Below are 18,711 nucleotides of genomic sequence, written 5' to 3'. Positions count from 1 at the left end.
ATGGCCCTGCTCAACCTTCAGCTCAAGGATTTCCGCAATATTCGCCATGGCCGGCTGGTGCCGGCCTCGGGCATCAATGTGCTGGTCGGGCCCAACGGCAGCGGCAAGACCAGCATTCTGGAAGCCATTCACTATCTCGGCGTTGGCCGCTCCTTTCGTACCCATCTTACCGGCCGGGTGATCCAGCAGGGCGAGCAGGCCTTTACCCTGTTTGCCCGGGTGCAGCGTGACGGCGAGGAAGGCCTGCCGGTGGGGCTGTCCAAAACCCGGGGGGGTGACACTCGGCTGAAGGTGGCGGGCCGGGCGGCGGAACGGCTGGCGGATCTGGCCCATATTCTGCCCATTCAGTTGATCCATCCGGAAGGGTATAATCTGCTGACCGGCGGACCCAAGCTCAGGCGGGCCTATCTGGACTGGGGACTGTTTTATTCCAGCCCGGATTTTTTTGCCGCCTGGGGGCGTTACCGGCGTCTGCTCAAGCAGCGCAACGCCCTGCTGCGGCAACAGCGTCCTTACCGGGAGCTGGGCTACTGGGATCCACAACTGGTGACGGCGGGCGAGGCGCTGAGTGCCTACCGGCAGGAGTATGCCGATGCCATTGCGCCGGTGATCGCCGCCATTGCCGCCGACTTTTTGCCGGAGTTTGAATTCGGCTTTGACTTTTTTCGCGGCTGGGACCGGCAGACCGGCCTGGCCACGGTACTGGAGCAGGGCGTTGAGCGGGACGCCGGTCTGGGTTATACCCAGGCCGGGCCACACAAGGCCGAGATAAGAATAAAGGCCCGGGGCATGCCGGTGCAGGATTTGCTGTCGCGGGGCCAGCTCAAGTTGCTGGTGTGCGCCATGCGACTGGCCCAGGGGCTGTATTTAAAGCAGCAGTCCGGTCAGGACTGTATTTTTTTGATCGACGACTTTGCGTCCGAGCTGGACCAACACAAGCGGGGATTACTGGCCGGGCGGCTGAAAGAGCTGCAGGCCCAGGTGTTTATCTCCGCCATCGACATTAACCAGCTCGGTGACATGATCACACGGGATGACAGTAAGCTGTTTCACGTGAAACAGGGTGAAATCACCGAAACCCAGGAGTGCAAGCAAGCCAATGAGTGAACACACTTACGACTCTTCGAGTATCAAGGTATTGAAAGGTCTGGATGCGGTCCGCAAGCGTCCGGGCATGTATATCGGCGACACGGATGATGGCACAGGCCTGCACCACATGGTGTTTGAGGTGGTGGACAACTCGATCGACGAGGCCCTGGCCGGCCACTGTAAAGACATCGTGGTCACCATTCACGCCGACGGCTCGGTGTCCGTGTCCGATGACGGCCGGGGCATTCCGGTGGACATTCACGAAGAGGAAGGCCGCTCCGCTGCCGAGGTGATCCTGACCGTGCTGCACGCCGGCGGCAAGTTCGACGACAACTCCTACAAGGTCTCCGGCGGTCTGCACGGGGTGGGGGTGTCGGTGGTCAACGCCCTGTCGGAAAAGCTGCAACTCACCATCTGGCGCAGCGGCAAGGTGCACGAGCAGACCTACCGTCACGGTGAGCCCCAGGCGCCGCTCACCGCCGTGGGCGATACCAGCCGCTCCGGCACCCAGATCCGCTTCTGGCCCAGCCATGAAACCTTTACCGACACCAACTTCCACTACGACATTCTGGCCAAGCGCCTGCGGGAGCTGTCCTTCCTCAACTCCGGCGTGTCCATCAAGCTGCTGGATGAGCGCGACGGCAAGGAAGTGCACTTCCAGTATGAAGGCGGCATTCAGGCCTTTGTGGAATACCTGAACCGCAACAAGACCCCCATCCATCCCAAGGCCTTTCATTTTTCCACCGAGCGGGAAGATGGCATTGCGGTGGAGGTGTCCATGCAGTGGAACGACTCCTACCAGGAGAACATCTTCTGTTTCACCAACAACATACCCCAGCGGGACGGCGGTACCCACCTGGCCGGTTTCCGTGCGGCCCTGACTCGTACCCTGAACGGCTACATGGACAAGGAAGGGTTCAGCAAGAAGGCCAAGACCTCCGCCTCCGGTGACGACGCCCGGGAAGGCCTGACCGCGGTGATTTCGGTCAAGGTGCCGGATCCAAAGTTCTCGTCCCAGACCAAGGACAAGCTGGTGTCCTCCGAGGTGAAAACCGCGGTGGAGCAGACCATGGCCGAGCGGCTGCAGGAATTCCTGCTGGAAAACCCCAACGATGCCAAAATCGTGGTCAACAAGATCATCGACGCGGCCCGGGCGCGGGAAGCGGCGCGTAAGGCCCGGGAAATGACCCGGCGCAAGGGCGCCCTGGATCTGGCCGGCCTGCCCGGCAAACTGGCCGACTGTCAGGAAAAAGACCCGGCGCTGTCCGAACTCTACATCGTGGAAGGTGACTCGGCGGGTGGCTCCGCCAAGCAGGGGCGTAACCGTAAATATCAGGCCATTCTGCCGCTCAAGGGTAAAATCCTGAACGTGGAAAAGGCCCGCTTCGACAAGATGCTGTCGTCTCAGGAAGTGGCGACCCTGATCACCGCCCTGGGCTGCGGCATCGGCCGGGACGAGTACAACCCTGACAAAATGCGTTACCACCACATCATCATCATGACCGATGCGGACGTGGACGGTGCCCACATTCGTACCCTGCTGCTGACCTTCTTCTACCGGCAGATGCCGGAGATCATCGAACGCGGCTACGTCTATATCGCCCAGCCGCCGCTGTACAAGGTGAAAAAGGGCAAGCAGGAGCAGTACCTGAAGGACGAGCCCGCCATGCTGCAGTACCAGACCAGCCTGGCCCTGGACGGTGCCACCCTGCATGTGAACGAGTCGGCCCCGGCCATCGGCGGTGAGCAGCTGGAAAAGCTGGTCAACGACTACCGCAAGGTGCAGGAGCTGATCGCGCGGCTGTCCCGCCGGGCGCCGGAAGTGGTGCTCAATGAGCTGATATATCAGCCCGAGCTGAGCCTGGAAGCCCTGACCGATGAAGCCCGGGTGAACGCCTGGCTGGCGGCCATCAATGAATCGCTGGAAGACAGCAACACCAACGGCACCCAGTACCTGCTGGATGCGGTGTTCTCGGAAGAGCGCAACTGCCACCTGCCGCGGGTCAAGGTACGTCAGCACGGCATGGAGCGGGAATTCCCCATCAGCTACGACTTCTTCGCCTCCGGCGAATACCGCAGCATAGTGGATCTGGGCAAGGGCATCGCCAACCTGATCGAGGAGGGCGGTTACGTCAAGCGCGGCGAGAAGACCAAGGCCGTAGACAGCTTTGCCGAGGCCCTGGACTGGCTGATGAACGAGAGCAAGCGCGGTCTCTATGTGCAGCGCTACAAAGGGCTGGGCGAGATGAACCCGGATCAGCTGTGGGAAACCACCATGGATCCGGGCACCCGCCGCATGCTGCGGGTGACCATTGAAGATGCGGTGGCCGCCGATCAGCTGTTCTCCACCCTGATGGGTGATCACGTAGAGCCGCGCCGCGACTTTATCGAGACCAACGCCCTCAAGGTGGCCAACCTGGATATCTGATCTTCGGTTCAGTCACCCATATCAAAGGCAGCCTGCGGGCTGCCTTTTTCATGCCGGTTGAAAACTGGCAACGCGGTTGCGCCTCGCCGCAATAAATTGAAGCCGACTAGACTGGAATAAGACTTATGCAATCCATAAAGGGGAGCAGAATGAGCAACCACAGTCGCAAATATTCCAGCCGGGTGGTGGACGGCCATGCCAGAGCGCCGGCCCGAGCCATGCTGCGGGCCACCGGTTTTACCGATGACGACTTTCACAAGCCTCAGGTGGGCATTGCTTCTACCTGGAGTAATCTGACGCCCTGCAATATGCACATCAACGGCCTGGCGGAAGAAGCGGCCCGGGGCGCCGACGCGGCCGGCGGCAAAAGCATTATCTTCAACACCATCACCATTTCCGATGGCATCGCCAATGGTACCGAGGGCATGAAATACTCGCTGGTGTCCCGGGAGATCATTGCCGATTCCATTGAGGCGGTGGCCGGTTGCGAAGGCTTTGACGGTCTGGTGGCCATTGGCGGCTGCGACAAGAACATGCCCGGCTGTCTGATTGGGCTGGCCCGGCTCAATCGGCCGGCGGTGTTTGTGTATGGTGGCACCATCATGCCCGGCGACAACCACACCGACATTATATCGGTGTTTGAAGCGGTAGGGGCCCACGCCAAGGGAAACATGACCGCCATTGAAGTAAAACAGATAGAAGACACCGCCATTCCCGGACCGGGCGCCTGCGGCGGCATGTATACCGCCAATACCATGGCCTCGGCCATCGAGGCCATGGGCATGAGCCTGCCGGGCAGCTCGGCCCAAAATGCCACCTCACAGATCAAGCTGGAGGACTGCCGGCGTGCCGGTGAGGCGGTGCTGCAACTGCTGAAACACAATATTCGTCCGTCCGACATCATGACCCGGCCCGCCTTTGAAAACGCCATTACCCTGGTGATCGCCCTGGGCGGCTCCACCAATGCGGTGTTGCACCTGCTGGCCATGGCCCACGCAGTGGGGGTGGAGCTGACCCTGGACGATTTTGCCCGTATCGGCAAGCGGGTGCCGGTGCTGGCGGACTTGCGTCCCAGCGGCCATTACATGATGGCGGAGCTGGTGGCCATTGGCGGCATTTTACCGCTGATGAAAACCCTGCTCGATGCCGGCCTGCTGCATGGCGACTGCCTGACGGTCACCGGTAACACTCTTGGCGAGAACCTGGCCGGGGTACTGCCTTATCCGCCGGGGCAAGCCATCATTCGCCCCCTCGACAACCCTATCAAGGCCGACAGCCACCTGCGCATTCTCTACGGCAACCTGGCTCCCGGGGGCGCCGTGGCCAAGATCACCGGCAAGGAGGGCTTAAGCTTTACCGGGCCGGCGCGGGTGTTTGACTCGGAAGAGGAGACCCTGGCGCGTATTCTCGACGGCACCGTGCAAAAGGGCGATGTGGTGGTGATCCGCTACGAAGGCCCCAAGGGCGGTCCTGGCATGCGGGAAATGCTGAGTCCCACCTCGGCCATTATGGGCCGCGGTCTGGGCAAGGGCGTGGCGTTGATCACCGATGGCCGTTTTTCCGGTGGCAGTCACGGCTTTGTGGTCGGACATATCACGCCGGAGGCCCGCCAGGGCGGGCCCCTGGCCATAGTGCAGGACGGCGACAGGATCACCATTGATGCCGAGCACAACCGGCTGGAGCTGGAGCTGACCGACAGCGTCATCGCCGAGCGGCTGGCCCGCTGGCAGCCCCCGGAGCCTCGCTATCGCCGGGGCGTGCTGGCCAAGTATGCCCGCACCGTGGGCTCGGCATCCCATGGCGCGGTGACCGACGCCCACGAAGGGGGGCGATGAGGAAAAATTTATCCGCTGGTCGCTTGAAAGCCTGAAAATCCAGCCTTATATCTTGCTATGAACAAGGCGGATCGCTCATTGGAGGATCCGTACCGCCCGTCCGTATGGAGGGCAAATCATTATCGCTCACTGGAGGATAGATGTATGTCACGCTTTGATTTCTCGCCCCTGTACCGCTCCGCCATCGGTTTTGATCGCCTGGCGTCCCTGATGGAAAACGCCGGCAGCAACGGCAACAGCGGCTACCCTCCCTACAATATCGAGCTGCTCAGCGAGAATCAGTACCGTATTTCCATGGCAGTGGCCGGTTTCACCCGGGACGAGCTGGAGATCACCAGTCATGAAAACACCCTGATGGTGAAAGGCCACAAGGCTCCCGAGCAGCAGGGCCGCAACTACCTGTATCAGGGCATTGCCGAGCGCGGCTTTGAGCGTCGTTTTCAGCTGGCCGATCATATCAAGGTCACCGGTGCCGATCTGGAAAACGGCCTGCTGCACATTGACCTGGTACGGGAAGTGCCGGAAGCCGCCAAGCCGAGAACCATCAGCATCGGATAACAGGCCGACCGATTTTCACAACACCATTTACCTATTGCTTGCGATTGGAGGATAGGAGTATGAGTCGTTTTGATCTGAGCCCCCTGTACCGTTCCGCCATTGGTTTTGACCGCCTGGTGGGGGATCTGGAACACCTGCTGCACGGTAAGGGCGGTGAGCAGCCGCCCTACAATATCGAAAAGCTGGACGACGATCGTTACTTGATCACGGTGGCGGTGGCCGGTTTCACTGAAAGCGAGTTGGCGTTGTCGGTAGAGCAGAATACCCTGCTGGTAAAGGGCAAGCGTGAAAACGCCGGCGAAGAGCGCCGTTATTTGTATCAGGGCATCAGCGAAGGAGATTTCGAGCTCAAGTTCCGGCTGGCGGATCATGTGCAGGTCAAGGAGGCCAAGCTGGAGCACGGTCTGCTGCGCATCAGCCTGCTCAGGGAAGTGCCCGAGGCACTCAAGCCCCGCCGCATTGAAATCGGACAGGGCCGTACCCTGGAGCACAAGAGCGAATAACTATCAGATCGATAACACAACGCCGGCAAAAGCCGGCGTTGTTGTTTGTGGGCTCAGTTGACTGTGGGTCCCGAGAACCGTCGGTTAAGAGGCCTTCTCCAGCGACACGCCGTAAACCCATCCATGGGGGCTCCACTGCGCCATCCCTGGCGCAGAGGGTACGCTGGAGCAGTTCCTCTTAACCTCCTTTCCAGCAGTTGCGGCGCTTCTGTAAAACCGGCAGGCAGTGCAAGTGCTTGAGGGGAGAGCAAAGGGAACCGCTCCACCGACCGATCAAATGCCATGGATGGCATTTGCCGAGCGGCCCACGGAAGGGCTCGAAGCGTGTCGGTGGGGTGGGCGCTATGCTCGACCTTGCACTGCTCTGCAAGCGAGTTTGGGTCAGGACTCACCGTAAATCGCCAGTACTTCCTTCGCCAGAATGTCGATCCCGGCTTTTACGTCCGCTTCCGGCTGGGCATAGTTCAGGCGAATGCACTGCTTGCTGTGGGCCCAGTTATCGTCTTCAATGCCCGGAAAGAAGTAATGCCCGGGCACCACCAGCAGGCCTTTTTGCTTGAGGCGCTGATACAGCTCCTGGCAGTGTACCGGTAAGTCTTCAAACCACAGCCACAGAAACAGCGCGCCTTCCGGCTTGTGAATATGGAACTGGGGCAGGGGAATGGCCTGCTGCAGCCAGGCCACTGCCTGTTGTGCCTTGGCCTGGTAGAAGGGTTTGATGACGTCGTTGCTCAGGCGAATGATGTCGCGGTTCTGAATCATCGGCAGGGTCAGGGCCGGCCCCAGGCTGCCGGGGGCCAGGTTGACGATGCCGCTGATGTTGGTGATGGCCTGCACTATGGTGGGATTAGCGATCACGATGCCGCAGCGGACCCCGGGCAGGCCCAGTTTCGACAGGCTCATGCACAGTATGGTGTTGTCGTTCCAGAAGGGGGTGGCGTCACTGAAAATGATGTTGGGAAAGGGCGTGCCGTAGGCGTTGTCGATCAGCAGCGGAATGCCCTTGTCTTGAGCAATCTGATCCAGGTGGCGGATTTCCTCGTCGGTAAGCACGTTGCCGGTGGGGTTGGTGGGCCGGGACACACAGATAAGGCCAATGTCGTCGCCCACGTCCAGCCGGTCGAAGTCCACGTAGTATTTGAACAGGCCGTTTTCAAGACGGCGGATTTCCGGCTTGCAGGCCACAAAGTGATCTTCGTCCAGCGCGCTGTCACCGTAGCCGATGTACTCCGGCGCCAGCGGAAACAGCACTTTCTTTTTGCGGCCATCGGCAAATTCACCCGCCAGGAGGTTGAACAGGTAAAAGAAGGCGGTCTGGCTGCCGTTGGTCAGGGCGATGTTTTCGGGGCCTACCGGCCAGCCCAACTCGCTGGACAACAGCTCGGCCAGCGCCTGAATAAAGCTGTCTTTCCCTTGGGGGCCATCGTAGTTGGCAATGGCTTTCAGCAGTGCTCCGGTTTTCAGCAGGCCCTGGGCCTGGCTGTCCAGGTAGGCCATCACCTCGGGAATGGCGGCCGGGTTGCCGCCGCCCAGCATGATGGTATTGGGGGCGGTGAGGCCCTGGTTGAGATCGTCCATCAGCTGGGTGATGCCGGAGTGACGGGTAAACTTCTGTCCAAACGCTGAAAATTCCATGAGCGAGCTACCAATTGCGATACGGTTGCGAAACCTTCACGGTATCCGATATTGCCAGTGGTGTCGACCGGACGGGGCAGCGCCTTGCTGCGTGGAAAACTCCCTGTTTCACGTGAAACAGGGAGGGCATGAGCTCAGTAGGTATAGGTTTGGGTCGGGCGGGCAAATTTGGAGGGCTTGGCTTCGTAGCTGACCTTCAGTGCCAGCACCGTGCACTTTTCATCCTGCTCCAACAGCGGCGCCAGCTCACTGAGCATGCGCTGACGCTCCGGGGAATGCTGCCAGTGCTCCCAGCTTTCGATACTTTGCCAGTTGGAAATCACGTAGAAGTGGTTGGGATGGTGTACGTCCCGGTAGGCGTCCCCCTTGAGAAACCCGGGGCGCTCCGTAATCTGCAGCATCAGGTTACGAATGGTGTCCTGGTAAACGGTTTCCAGCCCTTCCGCCACCCGGCGTTCAATAATGACCTTGATCATCGGCATCGTCCTTGTGCGAGTTGAGTCACATTAAGTATTAACACAAATCTCTCCGTTATTGGTAAGACCAGGAAAACAAAAAGAGTGGGTGCAGAAGAGTACAAAAAAAGCCCCGCAGGTGCGGGGCCTTGAGATACGGAACAATCCGGCGGCTTACTGCAGCAGAGAAATATCGGCCACGCGCAGGAACAGGTTACGCAGCTGGTTGAGCAGGGCCAGACGGTTGAGGCGAACGGCCTCGTCCTCGGCCATCACCATCACCTGATCAAAGAAGGCATCCACGCTTTCACGCAGGGCGGCCAGCTCGGCCAGGGCCTGGCTGTAGTCGCCGGCGGCAAACAGCGGGGCCAGGCGCTCGGCCAGCTCGGCCACCTGAGCGGCCAGCACCTGCTCGGCCTCGTCCTGCAGCAGAGCGGTGTTCACCTCGGCAGGAATATCCCCTTCGAACTTGGCCAGAATATTGCCTACCCGCTTGTTGGCGGCGGCCAGGGCGGCGGCGGCATCCAGCTCGCGGAAGGCACTCACCGCCTTCACCCGGGCGTCGAAATCGGCGGGACGGGTGGGGCGGCGGGCCAGCACGGCCTGGATCACGTCCACGCCATAACCGGCATCCTGATACCAGGCGCGGAAGCGGCCCAGCATGAATTCCAGCACCTCGTCGGCCACGCTTTCGTTGGAGATCTTGTGACCGTAAAGGGCGCGGGCCTGATCGATCAGCATCAGCAGGTCGAGCTGGTAGCCTTTTTCCACGATGATACGCAGGGCACCCAGGGCGGCCCGGCGCAGGGCGAAGGGATCCTTGTCTCCCTTGGGCGCCTGACCAATGCCGAAGATGCCCACCAGGGTATCCAGCTTGTCGGCCAAGGCCACGGCGGCGGACACGTCCTGACCGGGCAGTGAGTCACCGGCAAAGCGCGGCTGATACTGCTCCTTCAGGGCCAGGGCCACGGCTTCCGGCTCGCCGTCGTGGCGAGCGTAGTGCATGCCCATGACGCCTTGGGTGTCGGTGAATTCAAACACCATGTTGGTGACCAGGTCGCACTTGGACAGCAGACCGGCCCGTTCGGCCAGCGCCTGATCGGCCCCGATGGCGGCGGCCACATAGCTGGACAGGGCGCTGATGCGCTCGGACTTTTCCTTCACCGTGCCCAGTTGCTGCTGGAACAGTACCTTGTCGAGCAGATCCAGACGGGACGCCAGGGTGCTCTTGCGGTCGGTGTTGAAGAAGAACTCGGCGTCGGCCAGGCGCGGGCGCACCACCTTCTCGTTGCCCTGTACGATCTGGCTCGGATCCTTGGACTCGATGTTGGTCACGAAGATAAATTTGGGCAGCAGCTTGCCGCTGGCGTCGTACACCGGGAAGTACTTCTGATCCCCCTTCATGGTGTACACCAGGGCTTCGGCCGGCACCTTGAGGAACTCTTCCTCAAAGGAGGCGGTCAGCACCACCGGCCATTCCACCAGGGAGGTGACTTCTTCCAGCAGATCGTCGTCCAGATCGGCCACGCCACCCACCACGGCGGCGGCTTCTTTCACGCCGGCTTCAATGATGGCTTTGCGGCGCTCAAAGTCGGCCAGCACGCGGCCGCGCTCTTCCAGTTGCTCAAGGTAGTGGTCGGCATGATCCAGCTGGAATGCCTGCTCGCCCATAAAGCGGTGGCCGCGAATGGTGCGGGCAGAGTCCACGCCCAGAATGGTGGCGGGCAGCAGCTGTTCGCCCAGCAGCAGGGTGAGGGTGTGCACCGGACGAATAAACTGGGTGGTCTTGTCACCCCAGCGCATGGCCTTGGGGATCGGCAGTTTGCTCAGGGCCTGCTCCACCATGGCGGGCAGCAGCTCGGCGGCGGGCTTGCCCTGAATGTCGGCCACGTGCACCAGCCATTCGCCCTTGTCGGTTTTCAGCCGGCCGGCCTGTTCAACCGTGATGCCGTTGCCCCGGGCCCAGCCCTCGGCGGCCTTGGTGGGGTTGCCGTCGGCATCAAAGGCGGCCTGCACGGCAGGGCCGCGCTTTTCGACCTGCTTGTCGGGCTGGGCGGCGGCCAGAGCGGTTACCTGCACCGCCAGGCGGCGCGGGGCGGCGAACCAGCGGATGGAAGCAAAGGCCAGGTCGGCGCCGTTCAGTTCGTTTTGCAGGTTGTCGGCAAAGGCCTGGCCCAGGCTGCGCAACGCCTTGGGCGGCAGCTCTTCGGTACCGATCTCTACCAGGAAATTCTGTTCTGCCATGCCCTTATCCTTCTTTTTTGCACATGGGGAAACCGAGGGCCTCGCGGGATGCATAGTAGGCTTCGGCGACGGCCTTGGTCAGGGTGCGAATACGCAGTATGTAGCGCTGACGCTCGGTGACCGAGATGGCCTTGCGGGCATCCAGCAGGTTAAAGGCGTGGCCGGCCTTGAGAATGCGCTCGTAGGCGGGCAGGGGCAGGGGCTGCTCCAACTCCAGCAGCCGCTGGCATTCCTTTTCGCACTGCTCGAAAAAGCCAAACAGGAAGTCGACGTCGGCGTGCTCGAAGTTGTAGGTGGACTGTTCCACCTCGTTCTGGTGAAAGATGTCACCGTAGGTGGTCTTGCCCAGGGGGCCGTCGCACCACACCAGATCGTAGACCGAGTCCACGCCCTGAATGTACATGGCCAGACGCTCCAGGCCATAGGTGATCTCGCCGGTGACCGGCTTGCATTCCAGGCCGCCCACCTGCTGGAAGTAGGTGAACTGGGTCACTTCCATGCCGTTGAGCCAGACTTCCCAGCCCAGGCCCCAGGCGCCCAGGGTGGGGTTTTCCCAGTTGTCTTCCACGAAGCGGATATCATGTACCTGAGGATCCAGACCCAGTGCCTCGAGTGAGCCCAGATACAGCTCCTGCAGGTTGTCGGGCGACGGCTTGATCATCACCTGAAACTGGTAGTAGTGCTGCAGCCGGTTGGGGTTTTCGCCGTAACGGCCGTCGGTGGGACGGCGGGAAGGCTGCACATAGGCGGCGGCCATCGGCTCGGGGCCGATGGCCCGCAGGCAGGTCATGGGGTGGGAGGTGCCGGCACCCACTTCCATGTCCAGCGGCTGCACCACGGTGCAGCCCTGACGGGCCCAGTAATCCTGCAGAGTGAGGATCAGACCCTGAAAGGTAGTGATATCGAATTTTTGCATGATGATAGCGCCTTGATATAGGTGCGTTTGCTGAGTGAAACTAGGCTACCGAGTATACCCGCTGGTCCGGTGTGAATATAGGCTGAATTGGAGAGCTGCCATGGTGCTGCGCTGCCCCTGGGTCAATCAGGACCCGCGTTACCTTGCTTATCACGATCAAGAATGGGGCGTGCCCGAGTACGACGGCCGGGCGCTGTTTGAAAAGCTGTGTCTGGACGGCCAGCAGGCGGGCCTGAGCTGGTTTACCATTTTGTGCAAAATTCCCGCCTACCGGGAAGCCTTTGCGGGCTTTGAGCCGGAACGGCTGGTGAACTTTACGCCGAGGGAGGTGGAGCGGTTGATGCAAAACCCCGGCATAGTGCGCAACCGGCGCAAAATCGAGTCCATTATCACCAATGCGCGGGCCTACCTGGCCATGCAGCAGGAAGGCATCGATTTCAGTCGCTGGCTGTGGGGTTTTGTGGGTGGGGAGCCGGTGATCAACCGCTGGAGCGAGGCCGGCGCGGTACCGGTGACCACGCCCGAGTCGGACGCCATGGCCCGGGCGCTCAAGCAGCGGGGCTTTGCCTTTGTGGGCAGCACCAGCTGTTACGCCTTTATGCAGGCCACCGGCATGGTGAACGATCACCTGCTTAGCTGTCATTGTCATCCCGAACACGTCAGCGGTTGACCATCAGCCTCAATCCGAGCTTGGTTTATGGAGGGGGGCAAGGCTATATTGTCGGTTACTTGTGCTTGTTAAACGGGATTAATAATGAAAAAGATTTGCTTGGCCGTGACGGCGGCACTGGCTCTGTCCGCCTGTACCACCAACCCCTACACCGGCGAGCGTCAGACCTCCAAGGCCGCCATTGGCAGTGGCATTGGTGCCCTGGCCGGCGCGGTGATCGGCGGCGCGTCCGCCAGCTCCAGCGATCGTGAAAAAGGCATTTTGATCGGTGCCGCCAGTGGCGCGGCCTTGGGCGGCGGCGTGGGCTACTACATGGACGTACAGGAAGCCAAACTGCGGGATCGCATGCAGGGCACCGGCGTCAGCGTAAGCCGCAATGGCGACCAGATCATCCTCAACATGCCCAGCAACGTGACCTTTGCGGTCGACAGCGCCGAGCTGTCTCCCAGCTTCTACAACACCCTGAGCGGTGTGGCCATGGTGCTGAAGGAGTATGACAAGACCTGGGTAAACGTGGTGGGCCACACCGACAACACCGGCTCCGCCAGCCATAACCAGACTCTGTCTGAGCGCCGTGCCGCTACCGTGGGTCAGTTCCTGATAAGCCAGGGCGCTGCCGCCAACCGCTTCAACATTCGCGGTGTGGGCTTCAGCCAGCCCATCGCCAGCAACGCCACCGAGCAGGGCCGGGCCCAGAACCGCCGGGTGGAAATTACCCTGAGCCCCATGGGTTAAGCGAAGAGCGCTGCATAATGATGAAAAATGCCCGCAAAATGCGGGCATTTTTTATTGCATCAGTGTCAGCAGTGCCATCCATACCGGCAGCACGGCCATGGCGAGCAGGGTCTGGCCGGTAATGATGGCGGCCATCAGCGGGGCATTGCCCCCCATCTGCCGGGCCAGAATGTAGGACGAGGTGGCGGTGGGCAGGGCGGTGAACAGCACCACCACGCCCAGCTCTACCTGTCCCAGCCCGAGCACGCCGCCACTGAGCAGGGCGAACAAGGGCAGCAGGCCGAACTTGATGCCACAGGTCTGCCAGAAGGCCGCACCGGTGCCGCGCAGTGCCCTGGGTTGCAGCGCCACGCCGACGGCGATCAAGCCCAGTGGCAGCGCCGCCTTGCCGGCCAGGGCCAGGGTATCCCGGCTCCAGCCGGGCAGGCCGATGCCGCTGAGGTTGAGCGCGATGCCGGCGACACAGGCGAGCAACAGGGGGTTTCGTATCAGCGCCTTGAGGGCGCGCCACAGGCTCGGTGTGCCTTGACCGTCGTTGGCCACGAACATCAGTACGCAAAGAATATTGACCAGGGGCACCATCACCGCAATGGCCACGGCGGCGGCGGTGATACCGGCGTCGCCGTAGAGGGCAGCAGCCCCGGCCAGGCCGACATAGGTGTTGAAGCGCAGGGAACCCTGAAATACCGAGCTGAACGAGGCAGGATCCGGGCCCAGCCGATGGCGCTGCAGCCAGAGCACGGCCGCCAGCAACAGCAGCAGGGTGCCCAGCAGGCCGATCATGCCGCCAAAGGCCACCTGACTGAAGTCGGCGGTGGCCAGGGTACTGATCAGCATGGCCGGAAACAGCAGAAAATAAATGAAACGCTCTGCTCCGGGCCAGAACTGATCGTCGGGAAAACGCAATCGGCGCAGCACGACGCCGGCCAGGATCAGCAGGAACAGGGGGCCAAGGGCATGAATAACGTCCAGCATGGGGGCTCCGGCAAACGGGGGGGAGCCCAGCATAGCAGTTTGTCGGAGCGGGCTGCGTGCGCCCGCTCGCGGTTCAGTTACCTTTCTGGATCAGGAACTGGTAGGGCAGTCGCTCCACCTGGCTGGACAGCAACTGGTGGTCCATAAAGCGGCAGAAACTGGGAATGTCCCGGGTGGTGGACGGATCGTCGGCGGTGATCAGCAGGGTCTCGCCGGCGGCCATGGTGCGCACCTGTTTACGCACCATCATCACCGGCTCCGGGCAGCGCAGGCCGGTGGCATCCAGCTGGTGGTGGGCATCGGAAAGGGAAAGGGTCATATCGGTCTACCAGATCGTAAAAACCCGCCTATCTTAATGCTGCCGAAAAAATGGTCAACCCTTCACTCTTTCCCCCTCACATTCTTTCAAACACGGTGGCGATGCCCTGGCCCATGCCGATGCACATGGTGGCCACGGCCAGGGTGGCGTCCTGCCGCTCCATCAAGTTGATGAGGGTGGTACAGATACGTGCCCCCGAGCAGCCCAGTGGGTGCCCCAGGGCGATGGCGCCGCCGTTGAGGTTGACCCTGTCGTCCATCCCCTCCAGCAGTTGCAGCTCCTTGAGCACCGCCAGGGACTGGGCGGCAAAGGCTTCGTTCAGTTCAAACAGCTCGATATCTTTCAGGCTCAGATTGGCGCGCCTCAGTGCCTTATGCACCGCTGGCACCGGGCCCATGCCCATGATGGATGGATCGCAGCCGGCTACCGCCATGGCGCGAATGCGCGCCCTGGGTTTGAGCCCCAGGGCGGCGGCCCGGTCGGCGGACATCACCAGCATGGCGGCGGCCCCGTCGGACAGCGCCGAGGAACTGCCGGCGGTCACGGTGCCGTTGGCCGGGTCGAACACCGGTTTTAGGCCGGACAGGGAGCTCAGGCTGGTGTCGGGCCGAATGACTTCGTCGGTTTCCAGGCGAAACGGGGCACCGTCGGCATCGTGGCCATGAGTAGCCAGGATCTCGCGGTTGAAGCGGCCCTGCACCGTGGCCTCATGGGCGCGTTGATGAGAGCGCAGGGCAAAGGCATCCTGCTGTGCACGGCCGATCTGGTGCTGTCGGGCCAGCATTTCGGCGGTGAGGCCCATCATGCCCGCGGCCCGGGCCACGTGCAGGGCCAGCCCCGGATGCAAATCCACGCCGTGATCCATGGGCACATGACCCATGTGCTCCACCCCGCCCACCATGAAGATATCACCGTCCCCCACCATGATGGCACGGGCGGCATCGTGCAGGGCCTGCATCGAGCTGCCGCACAAGCGGTTGACCGTGACCGCGCTGAGGGTGTTGGGCAGACCGGCCAGCAGGGCGGCATTGCGGGCAATATTGAACCCCTGCTCCAGGGTTTGCTGCACACAGCCCCAGATGATGTCTTCAATGTCACTGGCGGCCAGCGCCGGGTTGCGGGCCAGCAGGCCCCGCATCAGGTGGGCCGACAGGTCTTCGGCGCGCACATGACGAAAGGCGCCGCCCTTGGAGCGGCCCATGGGAGTGCGAATGCAATCAACGATGACTACGTCTTTCATGTTGGCTCTCCTGCTGCCGCTCAGTAAAAGGTCTCACCCTGTTGCGCCATGTGACGCAGCCGGTCGCTGGCCCGGTAAAGCGGCCCCAGCCCGGCGTGGCGATCCGCCATGGCCAGATAATCGTTCAGGCCGATGGTGTCGAGGTAACGGAACACGCCGCCACGAAAGGGCGGAAAACCCAGGCCGTAGATCAGGGCCATGTCTGCCTCGGCGGGAGAGCCGATAATGCCTTCTTCCAGGCAGCGTACCACCTCGTTGATCATGGGCACCATCATGCGTTCGATAATGATACCGGCTTCAAAGGCACGGGGCGGGCCGTAGTATTCTCGCAACAGGGCCTGGCTGGCTTCATTCACGGTTTTTTGCAGTCGGCCTTTTTTGTCCGGCTGCCAGGTGTAAAAGCCGTGGCCGTTTTTCTGCCCCAGCCGTTGCTGCTCAAACAGCAGATCAATGGCAGTGTTGCCGCCCTGGCTCATGCGTTCGGGAAAGCCGTCGGCCATGACGGTGGCGGCATGATGGGCGGTGTCGATGCCCACCACATCCAGCAGCCAGGCCGGTCCCATGGGCCAGCCGAAGCGGCGTTCCATGACACCGTCCACCTTACTGACATCGGCACCATCGGCAAGCAGCTGGTTAAAGCCAAAAAAGTAGGGGAACAGCACCCGGTTGACAAAAAAGCCGGGGCAGTCGTTGACCACGATAGGGGTTTTGCCCATGGCAGCAGCGCAGGCCATCACCCGGTTGAGGGTGTCGTCACTGGTGTGCTCGCCGCGAATCACTTCCACCAAGGGCATGCGGTGCACCGGGTTGAAAAAGTGCATGCCGCAGAACCGGTCGGGGCGTTTCAGGCTTTTTGCCAGGGTTGAGATGGGAATGGTGGAGGTATTGGAGGCAATGACGGTGTCTTCGTTCACCTGTTGTTCCGCCTCGGCCAGCACTTGCGCCTTGATGGCGGGGTTTTCCACCACGGCCTCCACCACCAGATCGACGCTGGCCAGCTCATCGTAGCTCAAGGTGGGGCGAATGCCGGCAAGCACTTCGGCCAGACGGGAGCCGTCAATTTTGCCCCGCTCCAGCTGCTGGTTCAGCCGCTTGCCGGCCTCCTTCATGCCCAGGGCCAGGGCGTCGTTATTGATGTCCTTCATTACCGCCGCCATGCCCTTGACCGCCGCCTGGCAGGCGATACCGCCGCCCATGATGCCGGCGCCCAGCACCGCCAGCCGCTTGACCGGCAGGGCGCTGCCGACGGCCTGTTTGGCCTTGCCCTTGACCACCTGTTCATTGAGGAAAATGCCCACCAGTGCCCGGGCTGCCGGCGTGCGGGTCAGTGTGATGAAGTTCTCCTGCTCCACCTTCAGGGCATCTTCCCGGCTCATGCCAGCGGCGGCTTCGATGGTCTTTACCGCCATCATGGGGGCCGGGTAGTGGGGGCCGGCCTTGGCCGCGACCATGCCCTTGGCGGTGGTAAAGCTCATGGTGGCCTCTACCGGATTCAGGGTCAGCGGGGCGGCCTTTTGCCGGCGGCGGCCCTGCCAGTCGTGCTCATCGGCGTGCAACAGCAGTTGTATGCCTGCGTGCCGTAATTTGTCGGTGCTCACTACCGCATCCAGCAGCCCCAGTTTCAGGCCGTCGTCGGCCTTGTGCTCCTGGCCGGTGGTGATCCACTCCATGGCGTTGTCGGCACCCACCAGCCGGGGCAGGCGCACGGTGCCGCCAAAGCCGGGCATGATGCCCAGCCTGGTTTCCGGCAGGCCAATGCGGGTACTGGCATCGCCCAGGCGAAAATCGGTAGCCAGTATGCACTCACAGCCCCCCCCAAGGGCATGGCCGCGCACCAGGCTGAGGGTAGGAAAGGGCAAGTCCTCGATGCGGCTGAAAAGGGTGTTGGCACGGCTCAGCCAGCCAGCCAGCTCGGCGTCGGGCAGGTCGAACTTGTCGAGAAACTCGGTGATGTCGGCGCCCACGATAAAGGCGTCTTTGGCGCTGGTGAGCATCAGCCCGTTGAGGCCCGCCGTCTGCTCCAGTGCCGTTATGGCGGCTTCCAGTGATAACAGCGTGCGGCTGTCCAGCTTGTTGACGCTGCCGGGCGCATCAAAGCACAGCTCGGCGATGCCGTTATCCATAAGGGTGACCGAAAGGGTTTCGCCTTGGTAGATCATACCAGTGTCTCCTTGAATTCCCCGACGCGGCGCCGAATATCACCGGGCATAATGGAATCACTATGGACAGTAAACAGGCACTTTTCAATGTGTTTTAAAACGCCTGTTTAAATGTGAAGGGAGTGATCCTTGCCCGGCATCGTCCAGGGTCAACTGTGCTATGATGGCCGGCCTTGTTGTATCGATACCGGCGTGAACCGCGCCGGCAAGTACCGTTCAGGGACGACTCATGACCGCTTCCCCCTATCTTGTTCCGGCGGCTTCCGTGGTGTGGGAGCAGGAAATCAAGAAAAGTCGCTTTATTGCCTGCCTGGCACACACGCCCAATGTGGAGGCGGCCAAGGCCTTTATTGAGCGGCTGCGAAGCGAATACCCCGGCGCCGGGCACCATTGCTCGGCGTTTATTGCGGGTGCGCCAAGCGACTCTCAGGTGTTGGGGTTCAGCGATGACGGCGAACCCTCGGGCACCGCCGGCAAACCCATGCTGGCCCAGTTACAGGGTTCTGGTATTGGCGAGATCACCGCCGTGGTGGTGCGTTATTTCGGCGGCATCAAGCTGGGCACCGGTGGCCTGGTACGGGCCTATGGCAGCTCGGTAGGCGGTGCCCTGGCCGAGCTGCCCACCATGGAAAAAGTGATAGAGGGGCGGCTGGCACTCTGTGCCGACTACAGCGACATGGCCCAGCTTGAAAACCTGCTGGCGCAAAGCGGCGCCGAGTGGGAGCAGGTGGATTACGGTGCTGTGGTCAGCGGCGTGCTGCGGGTCGATATTCGGCTGCTCGACAGCCTGATACGGCAGGTAAAAGACAGGACTCAGGGAAGGGTGATCCCACGCCCGATCACCGATTGACATTCGAGCTTTGGAACAAGCATGCATATTCGCTCCATCATCCGTATCGTGGGTATTCTGGTTGCCCTGTTCAGCGTCACCATGCTGGCGCCGGCCCTGG

Annotated in this window: 17 protein-coding genes (1 of these 17 running past the window's edge); 9 read left to right on the top strand and 8 right to left on the bottom strand. The window is 61.6% G+C overall.

Annotated features, from left to right (window positions below; translation table 11 throughout):
* The 5 genes from recF to GU3_RS01930 all read left to right on the top strand — a co-directional run bounded on the left by recF (position 1) and on the right by GU3_RS01930 (position 6,413).
* Positions 1-1,107, top strand: a complete 1,107-nt coding sequence (gene recF, locus GU3_RS01950) for a DNA replication/repair protein RecF (RefSeq protein ID WP_014290876.1) — start codon at positions 1-3, stop codon at positions 1,105-1,107.
* On the top strand, positions 1,100-3,517 hold the full coding sequence (gene gyrB, locus GU3_RS01945; protein ID WP_014290875.1) for a DNA topoisomerase (ATP-hydrolyzing) subunit B: 2,418 nt from the start codon (positions 1,100-1,102) through the stop codon (positions 3,515-3,517). The genes recF and gyrB overlap by 8 nt, the downstream gene beginning before the upstream one ends.
* 149 nt (positions 3,518-3,666) lie before the next feature.
* Entirely contained in the window at positions 3,667-5,352 is a 1,686-nt protein-coding gene (gene ilvD / locus GU3_RS01940) for a dihydroxy-acid dehydratase (protein WP_014290874.1), read from the top strand.
* Between the two features lie 144 nt (positions 5,353-5,496).
* Positions 5,497-5,910 (top strand): Hsp20 family protein, encoded by a 414-nt coding sequence (locus GU3_RS01935; protein WP_014290873.1) that lies wholly within the window; start codon positions 5,497-5,499, stop codon positions 5,908-5,910.
* 59 nt (positions 5,911-5,969) lie between these two features.
* A complete protein-coding gene (locus tag GU3_RS01930) occupies positions 5,970-6,413 on the top strand; it encodes an Hsp20 family protein (protein WP_014290872.1) in 444 nt (147 codons plus the stop codon).
* Between the two features lie 381 nt (positions 6,414-6,794).
* Here the strand turns inward: GU3_RS01930 and GU3_RS01925 are convergent, their stop codons facing one another.
* The 4 genes from GU3_RS01925 to glyQ all read right to left on the bottom strand — a co-directional run bounded on the left by GU3_RS01925 (position 6,795) and on the right by glyQ (position 11,663).
* Positions 6,795-8,048, bottom strand: coding sequence for a valine--pyruvate transaminase (locus GU3_RS01925; RefSeq protein ID WP_014290871.1), 1,254 nt, complete (start codon positions 8,046-8,048; stop codon positions 6,795-6,797).
* A gap of 134 nt (positions 8,049-8,182) precedes the next feature.
* On the bottom strand, positions 8,183-8,524 hold the full coding sequence (locus tag GU3_RS01920; RefSeq protein WP_014290870.1) for an antibiotic biosynthesis monooxygenase: 342 nt from the start codon (positions 8,522-8,524) through the stop codon (positions 8,183-8,185).
* A gap of 153 nt (positions 8,525-8,677) precedes the next feature.
* Positions 8,678-10,747 carry a glycine--tRNA ligase subunit beta gene (gene glyS, locus GU3_RS01915; RefSeq protein ID WP_014290869.1) on the bottom strand — a complete coding sequence of 690 codons (2,070 nt, stop codon included), beginning with the start codon at positions 10,745-10,747 and terminating at the stop codon, positions 8,678-8,680.
* A 4-nt stretch (positions 10,748-10,751) separates the two neighbouring features.
* Entirely contained in the window at positions 10,752-11,663 is a 912-nt protein-coding gene (gene glyQ, locus GU3_RS01910; RefSeq protein ID WP_014290868.1) for a glycine--tRNA ligase subunit alpha, read from the bottom strand.
* A gap of 100 nt (positions 11,664-11,763) precedes the next feature.
* Here glyQ and GU3_RS01905 point away from each other — a divergent pair, with 100 nt between their 5' ends.
* Both GU3_RS01905 and GU3_RS01900 read left to right on the top strand, forming a co-directional pair.
* Entirely contained in the window at positions 11,764-12,333 is a 570-nt protein-coding gene (locus GU3_RS01905; protein WP_014290867.1) for a DNA-3-methyladenine glycosylase I, read from the top strand.
* 84 nt (positions 12,334-12,417) lie between these two features.
* A complete protein-coding gene (locus GU3_RS01900) occupies positions 12,418-13,068 on the top strand; it encodes an OmpA family lipoprotein (protein WP_014290866.1) in 651 nt (216 codons plus the stop codon).
* Between the two features lie 51 nt (positions 13,069-13,119).
* On the opposite strand, the gene GU3_RS01895 is transcribed toward GU3_RS01900, so the two are convergent.
* The 4 genes from GU3_RS01895 to fadB all read right to left on the bottom strand — a co-directional run bounded on the left by GU3_RS01895 (position 13,120) and on the right by fadB (position 17,761).
* Positions 13,120-14,043 (bottom strand): AEC family transporter, encoded by a 924-nt coding sequence (locus GU3_RS01895; protein ID WP_014290865.1) that lies wholly within the window; start codon positions 14,041-14,043, stop codon positions 13,120-13,122.
* A gap of 73 nt (positions 14,044-14,116) precedes the next feature.
* Positions 14,117-14,362, bottom strand: coding sequence for a sulfurtransferase TusA (gene tusA, locus GU3_RS01890; RefSeq protein ID WP_014290864.1), 246 nt, complete (start codon positions 14,360-14,362; stop codon positions 14,117-14,119).
* A gap of 76 nt (positions 14,363-14,438) precedes the next feature.
* Entirely contained in the window at positions 14,439-15,602 is a 1,164-nt protein-coding gene (gene fadA / locus GU3_RS01885) for an acetyl-CoA C-acyltransferase FadA (RefSeq protein ID WP_014290863.1), read from the bottom strand.
* A gap of 20 nt (positions 15,603-15,622) precedes the next feature.
* Positions 15,623-17,761: a fatty acid oxidation complex subunit alpha FadB gene (gene fadB, locus GU3_RS01880; RefSeq protein WP_014290862.1), complete on the bottom strand. Its 2,139-nt coding sequence runs from the start codon at positions 17,759-17,761 to the stop codon at positions 15,623-15,625.
* A 229-nt stretch (positions 17,762-17,990) separates the two neighbouring features.
* On the opposite strand from fadB, the gene GU3_RS01875 reads away from it, so the two are divergent.
* Together GU3_RS01875 and GU3_RS01870 are read left to right on the top strand one after the other, a co-directional pair.
* Positions 17,991-18,611: a YigZ family protein gene (locus GU3_RS01875; protein WP_014290861.1), complete on the top strand. Its 621-nt coding sequence runs from the start codon at positions 17,991-17,993 to the stop codon at positions 18,609-18,611.
* Positions 18,612-18,632: 21 nt separating this feature from the next.
* Positions 18,633-18,711, top strand: partial view of a TrkH family potassium uptake protein gene (locus GU3_RS01870; RefSeq protein ID WP_014290860.1) — the 5' portion only. Its footprint extends 1,379 nt past the window's final position; the window shows 79 of its 1,458 coding nt (coding positions 1-79); the start codon lies at positions 18,633-18,635; its stop codon lies beyond the right edge, outside the window.

The sequence above is a fragment of the Oceanimonas sp. GK1 genome, assembly GCF_000243075.1.
In the GTDB taxonomy this organism is placed as follows: Bacteria; Pseudomonadota; Gammaproteobacteria; order Enterobacterales; family Aeromonadaceae; genus Oceanimonas.
This window is presented reverse-complemented; position numbering and strand designations above follow the sequence as displayed.

What these genes read in the sequence shown, in the direction of transcription:
- ilvD (WP_014290874.1), top strand. Translation starts at nt 3,667, where the DNA reads ATGAGCAACCACAGTCGCAAATATTCCAGCCGGGTGGTGGACGGCCAT.
- GU3_RS01905 (WP_014290867.1), top strand. Translation starts at nt 11,764, where the DNA reads ATGGTGCTGCGCTGCCCCTGGGTCAATCAGGACCCGCGTTACCTTGCT.
- glyQ (WP_014290868.1), bottom strand. Translation starts at nt 11,663, where the DNA reads ATGCAAAAATTCGATATCACTACCTTTCAGGGTCTGATCCTCACTCTG.
- tusA (WP_014290864.1), bottom strand. Translation starts at nt 14,362, where the DNA reads ATGACCCTTTCCCTTTCCGATGCCCACCACCAGCTGGATGCCACCGGC.
- GU3_RS01935 (WP_014290873.1), top strand. Translation starts at nt 5,497, where the DNA reads ATGTCACGCTTTGATTTCTCGCCCCTGTACCGCTCCGCCATCGGTTTT.
- GU3_RS01895 (WP_014290865.1), bottom strand. Translation starts at nt 14,043, where the DNA reads ATGCTGGACGTTATTCATGCCCTTGGCCCCCTGTTCCTGCTGATCCTG.
- GU3_RS01920 (WP_014290870.1), bottom strand. Translation starts at nt 8,524, where the DNA reads ATGATCAAGGTCATTATTGAACGCCGGGTGGCGGAAGGGCTGGAAACC.
- GU3_RS01925 (WP_014290871.1), bottom strand. Translation starts at nt 8,048, where the DNA reads ATGGAATTTTCAGCGTTTGGACAGAAGTTTACCCGTCACTCCGGCATC.
- recF (WP_014290876.1), top strand. Translation starts at nt 1, where the DNA reads ATGGCCCTGCTCAACCTTCAGCTCAAGGATTTCCGCAATATTCGCCAT.
- GU3_RS01875 (WP_014290861.1), top strand. Translation starts at nt 17,991, where the DNA reads ATGACCGCTTCCCCCTATCTTGTTCCGGCGGCTTCCGTGGTGTGGGAG.
- GU3_RS01900 (WP_014290866.1), top strand. Translation starts at nt 12,418, where the DNA reads ATGAAAAAGATTTGCTTGGCCGTGACGGCGGCACTGGCTCTGTCCGCC.
- fadA (WP_014290863.1), bottom strand. Translation starts at nt 15,602, where the DNA reads ATGAAAGACGTAGTCATCGTTGATTGCATTCGCACTCCCATGGGCCGC.
- fadB (WP_014290862.1), bottom strand. Translation starts at nt 17,761, where the DNA reads ATGATCTACCAAGGCGAAACCCTTTCGGTCACCCTTATGGATAACGGC.
- glyS (WP_014290869.1), bottom strand. Translation starts at nt 10,747, where the DNA reads ATGGCAGAACAGAATTTCCTGGTAGAGATCGGTACCGAAGAGCTGCCG.
- GU3_RS01930 (WP_014290872.1), top strand. Translation starts at nt 5,970, where the DNA reads ATGAGTCGTTTTGATCTGAGCCCCCTGTACCGTTCCGCCATTGGTTTT.
- gyrB (WP_014290875.1), top strand. Translation starts at nt 1,100, where the DNA reads ATGAGTGAACACACTTACGACTCTTCGAGTATCAAGGTATTGAAAGGT.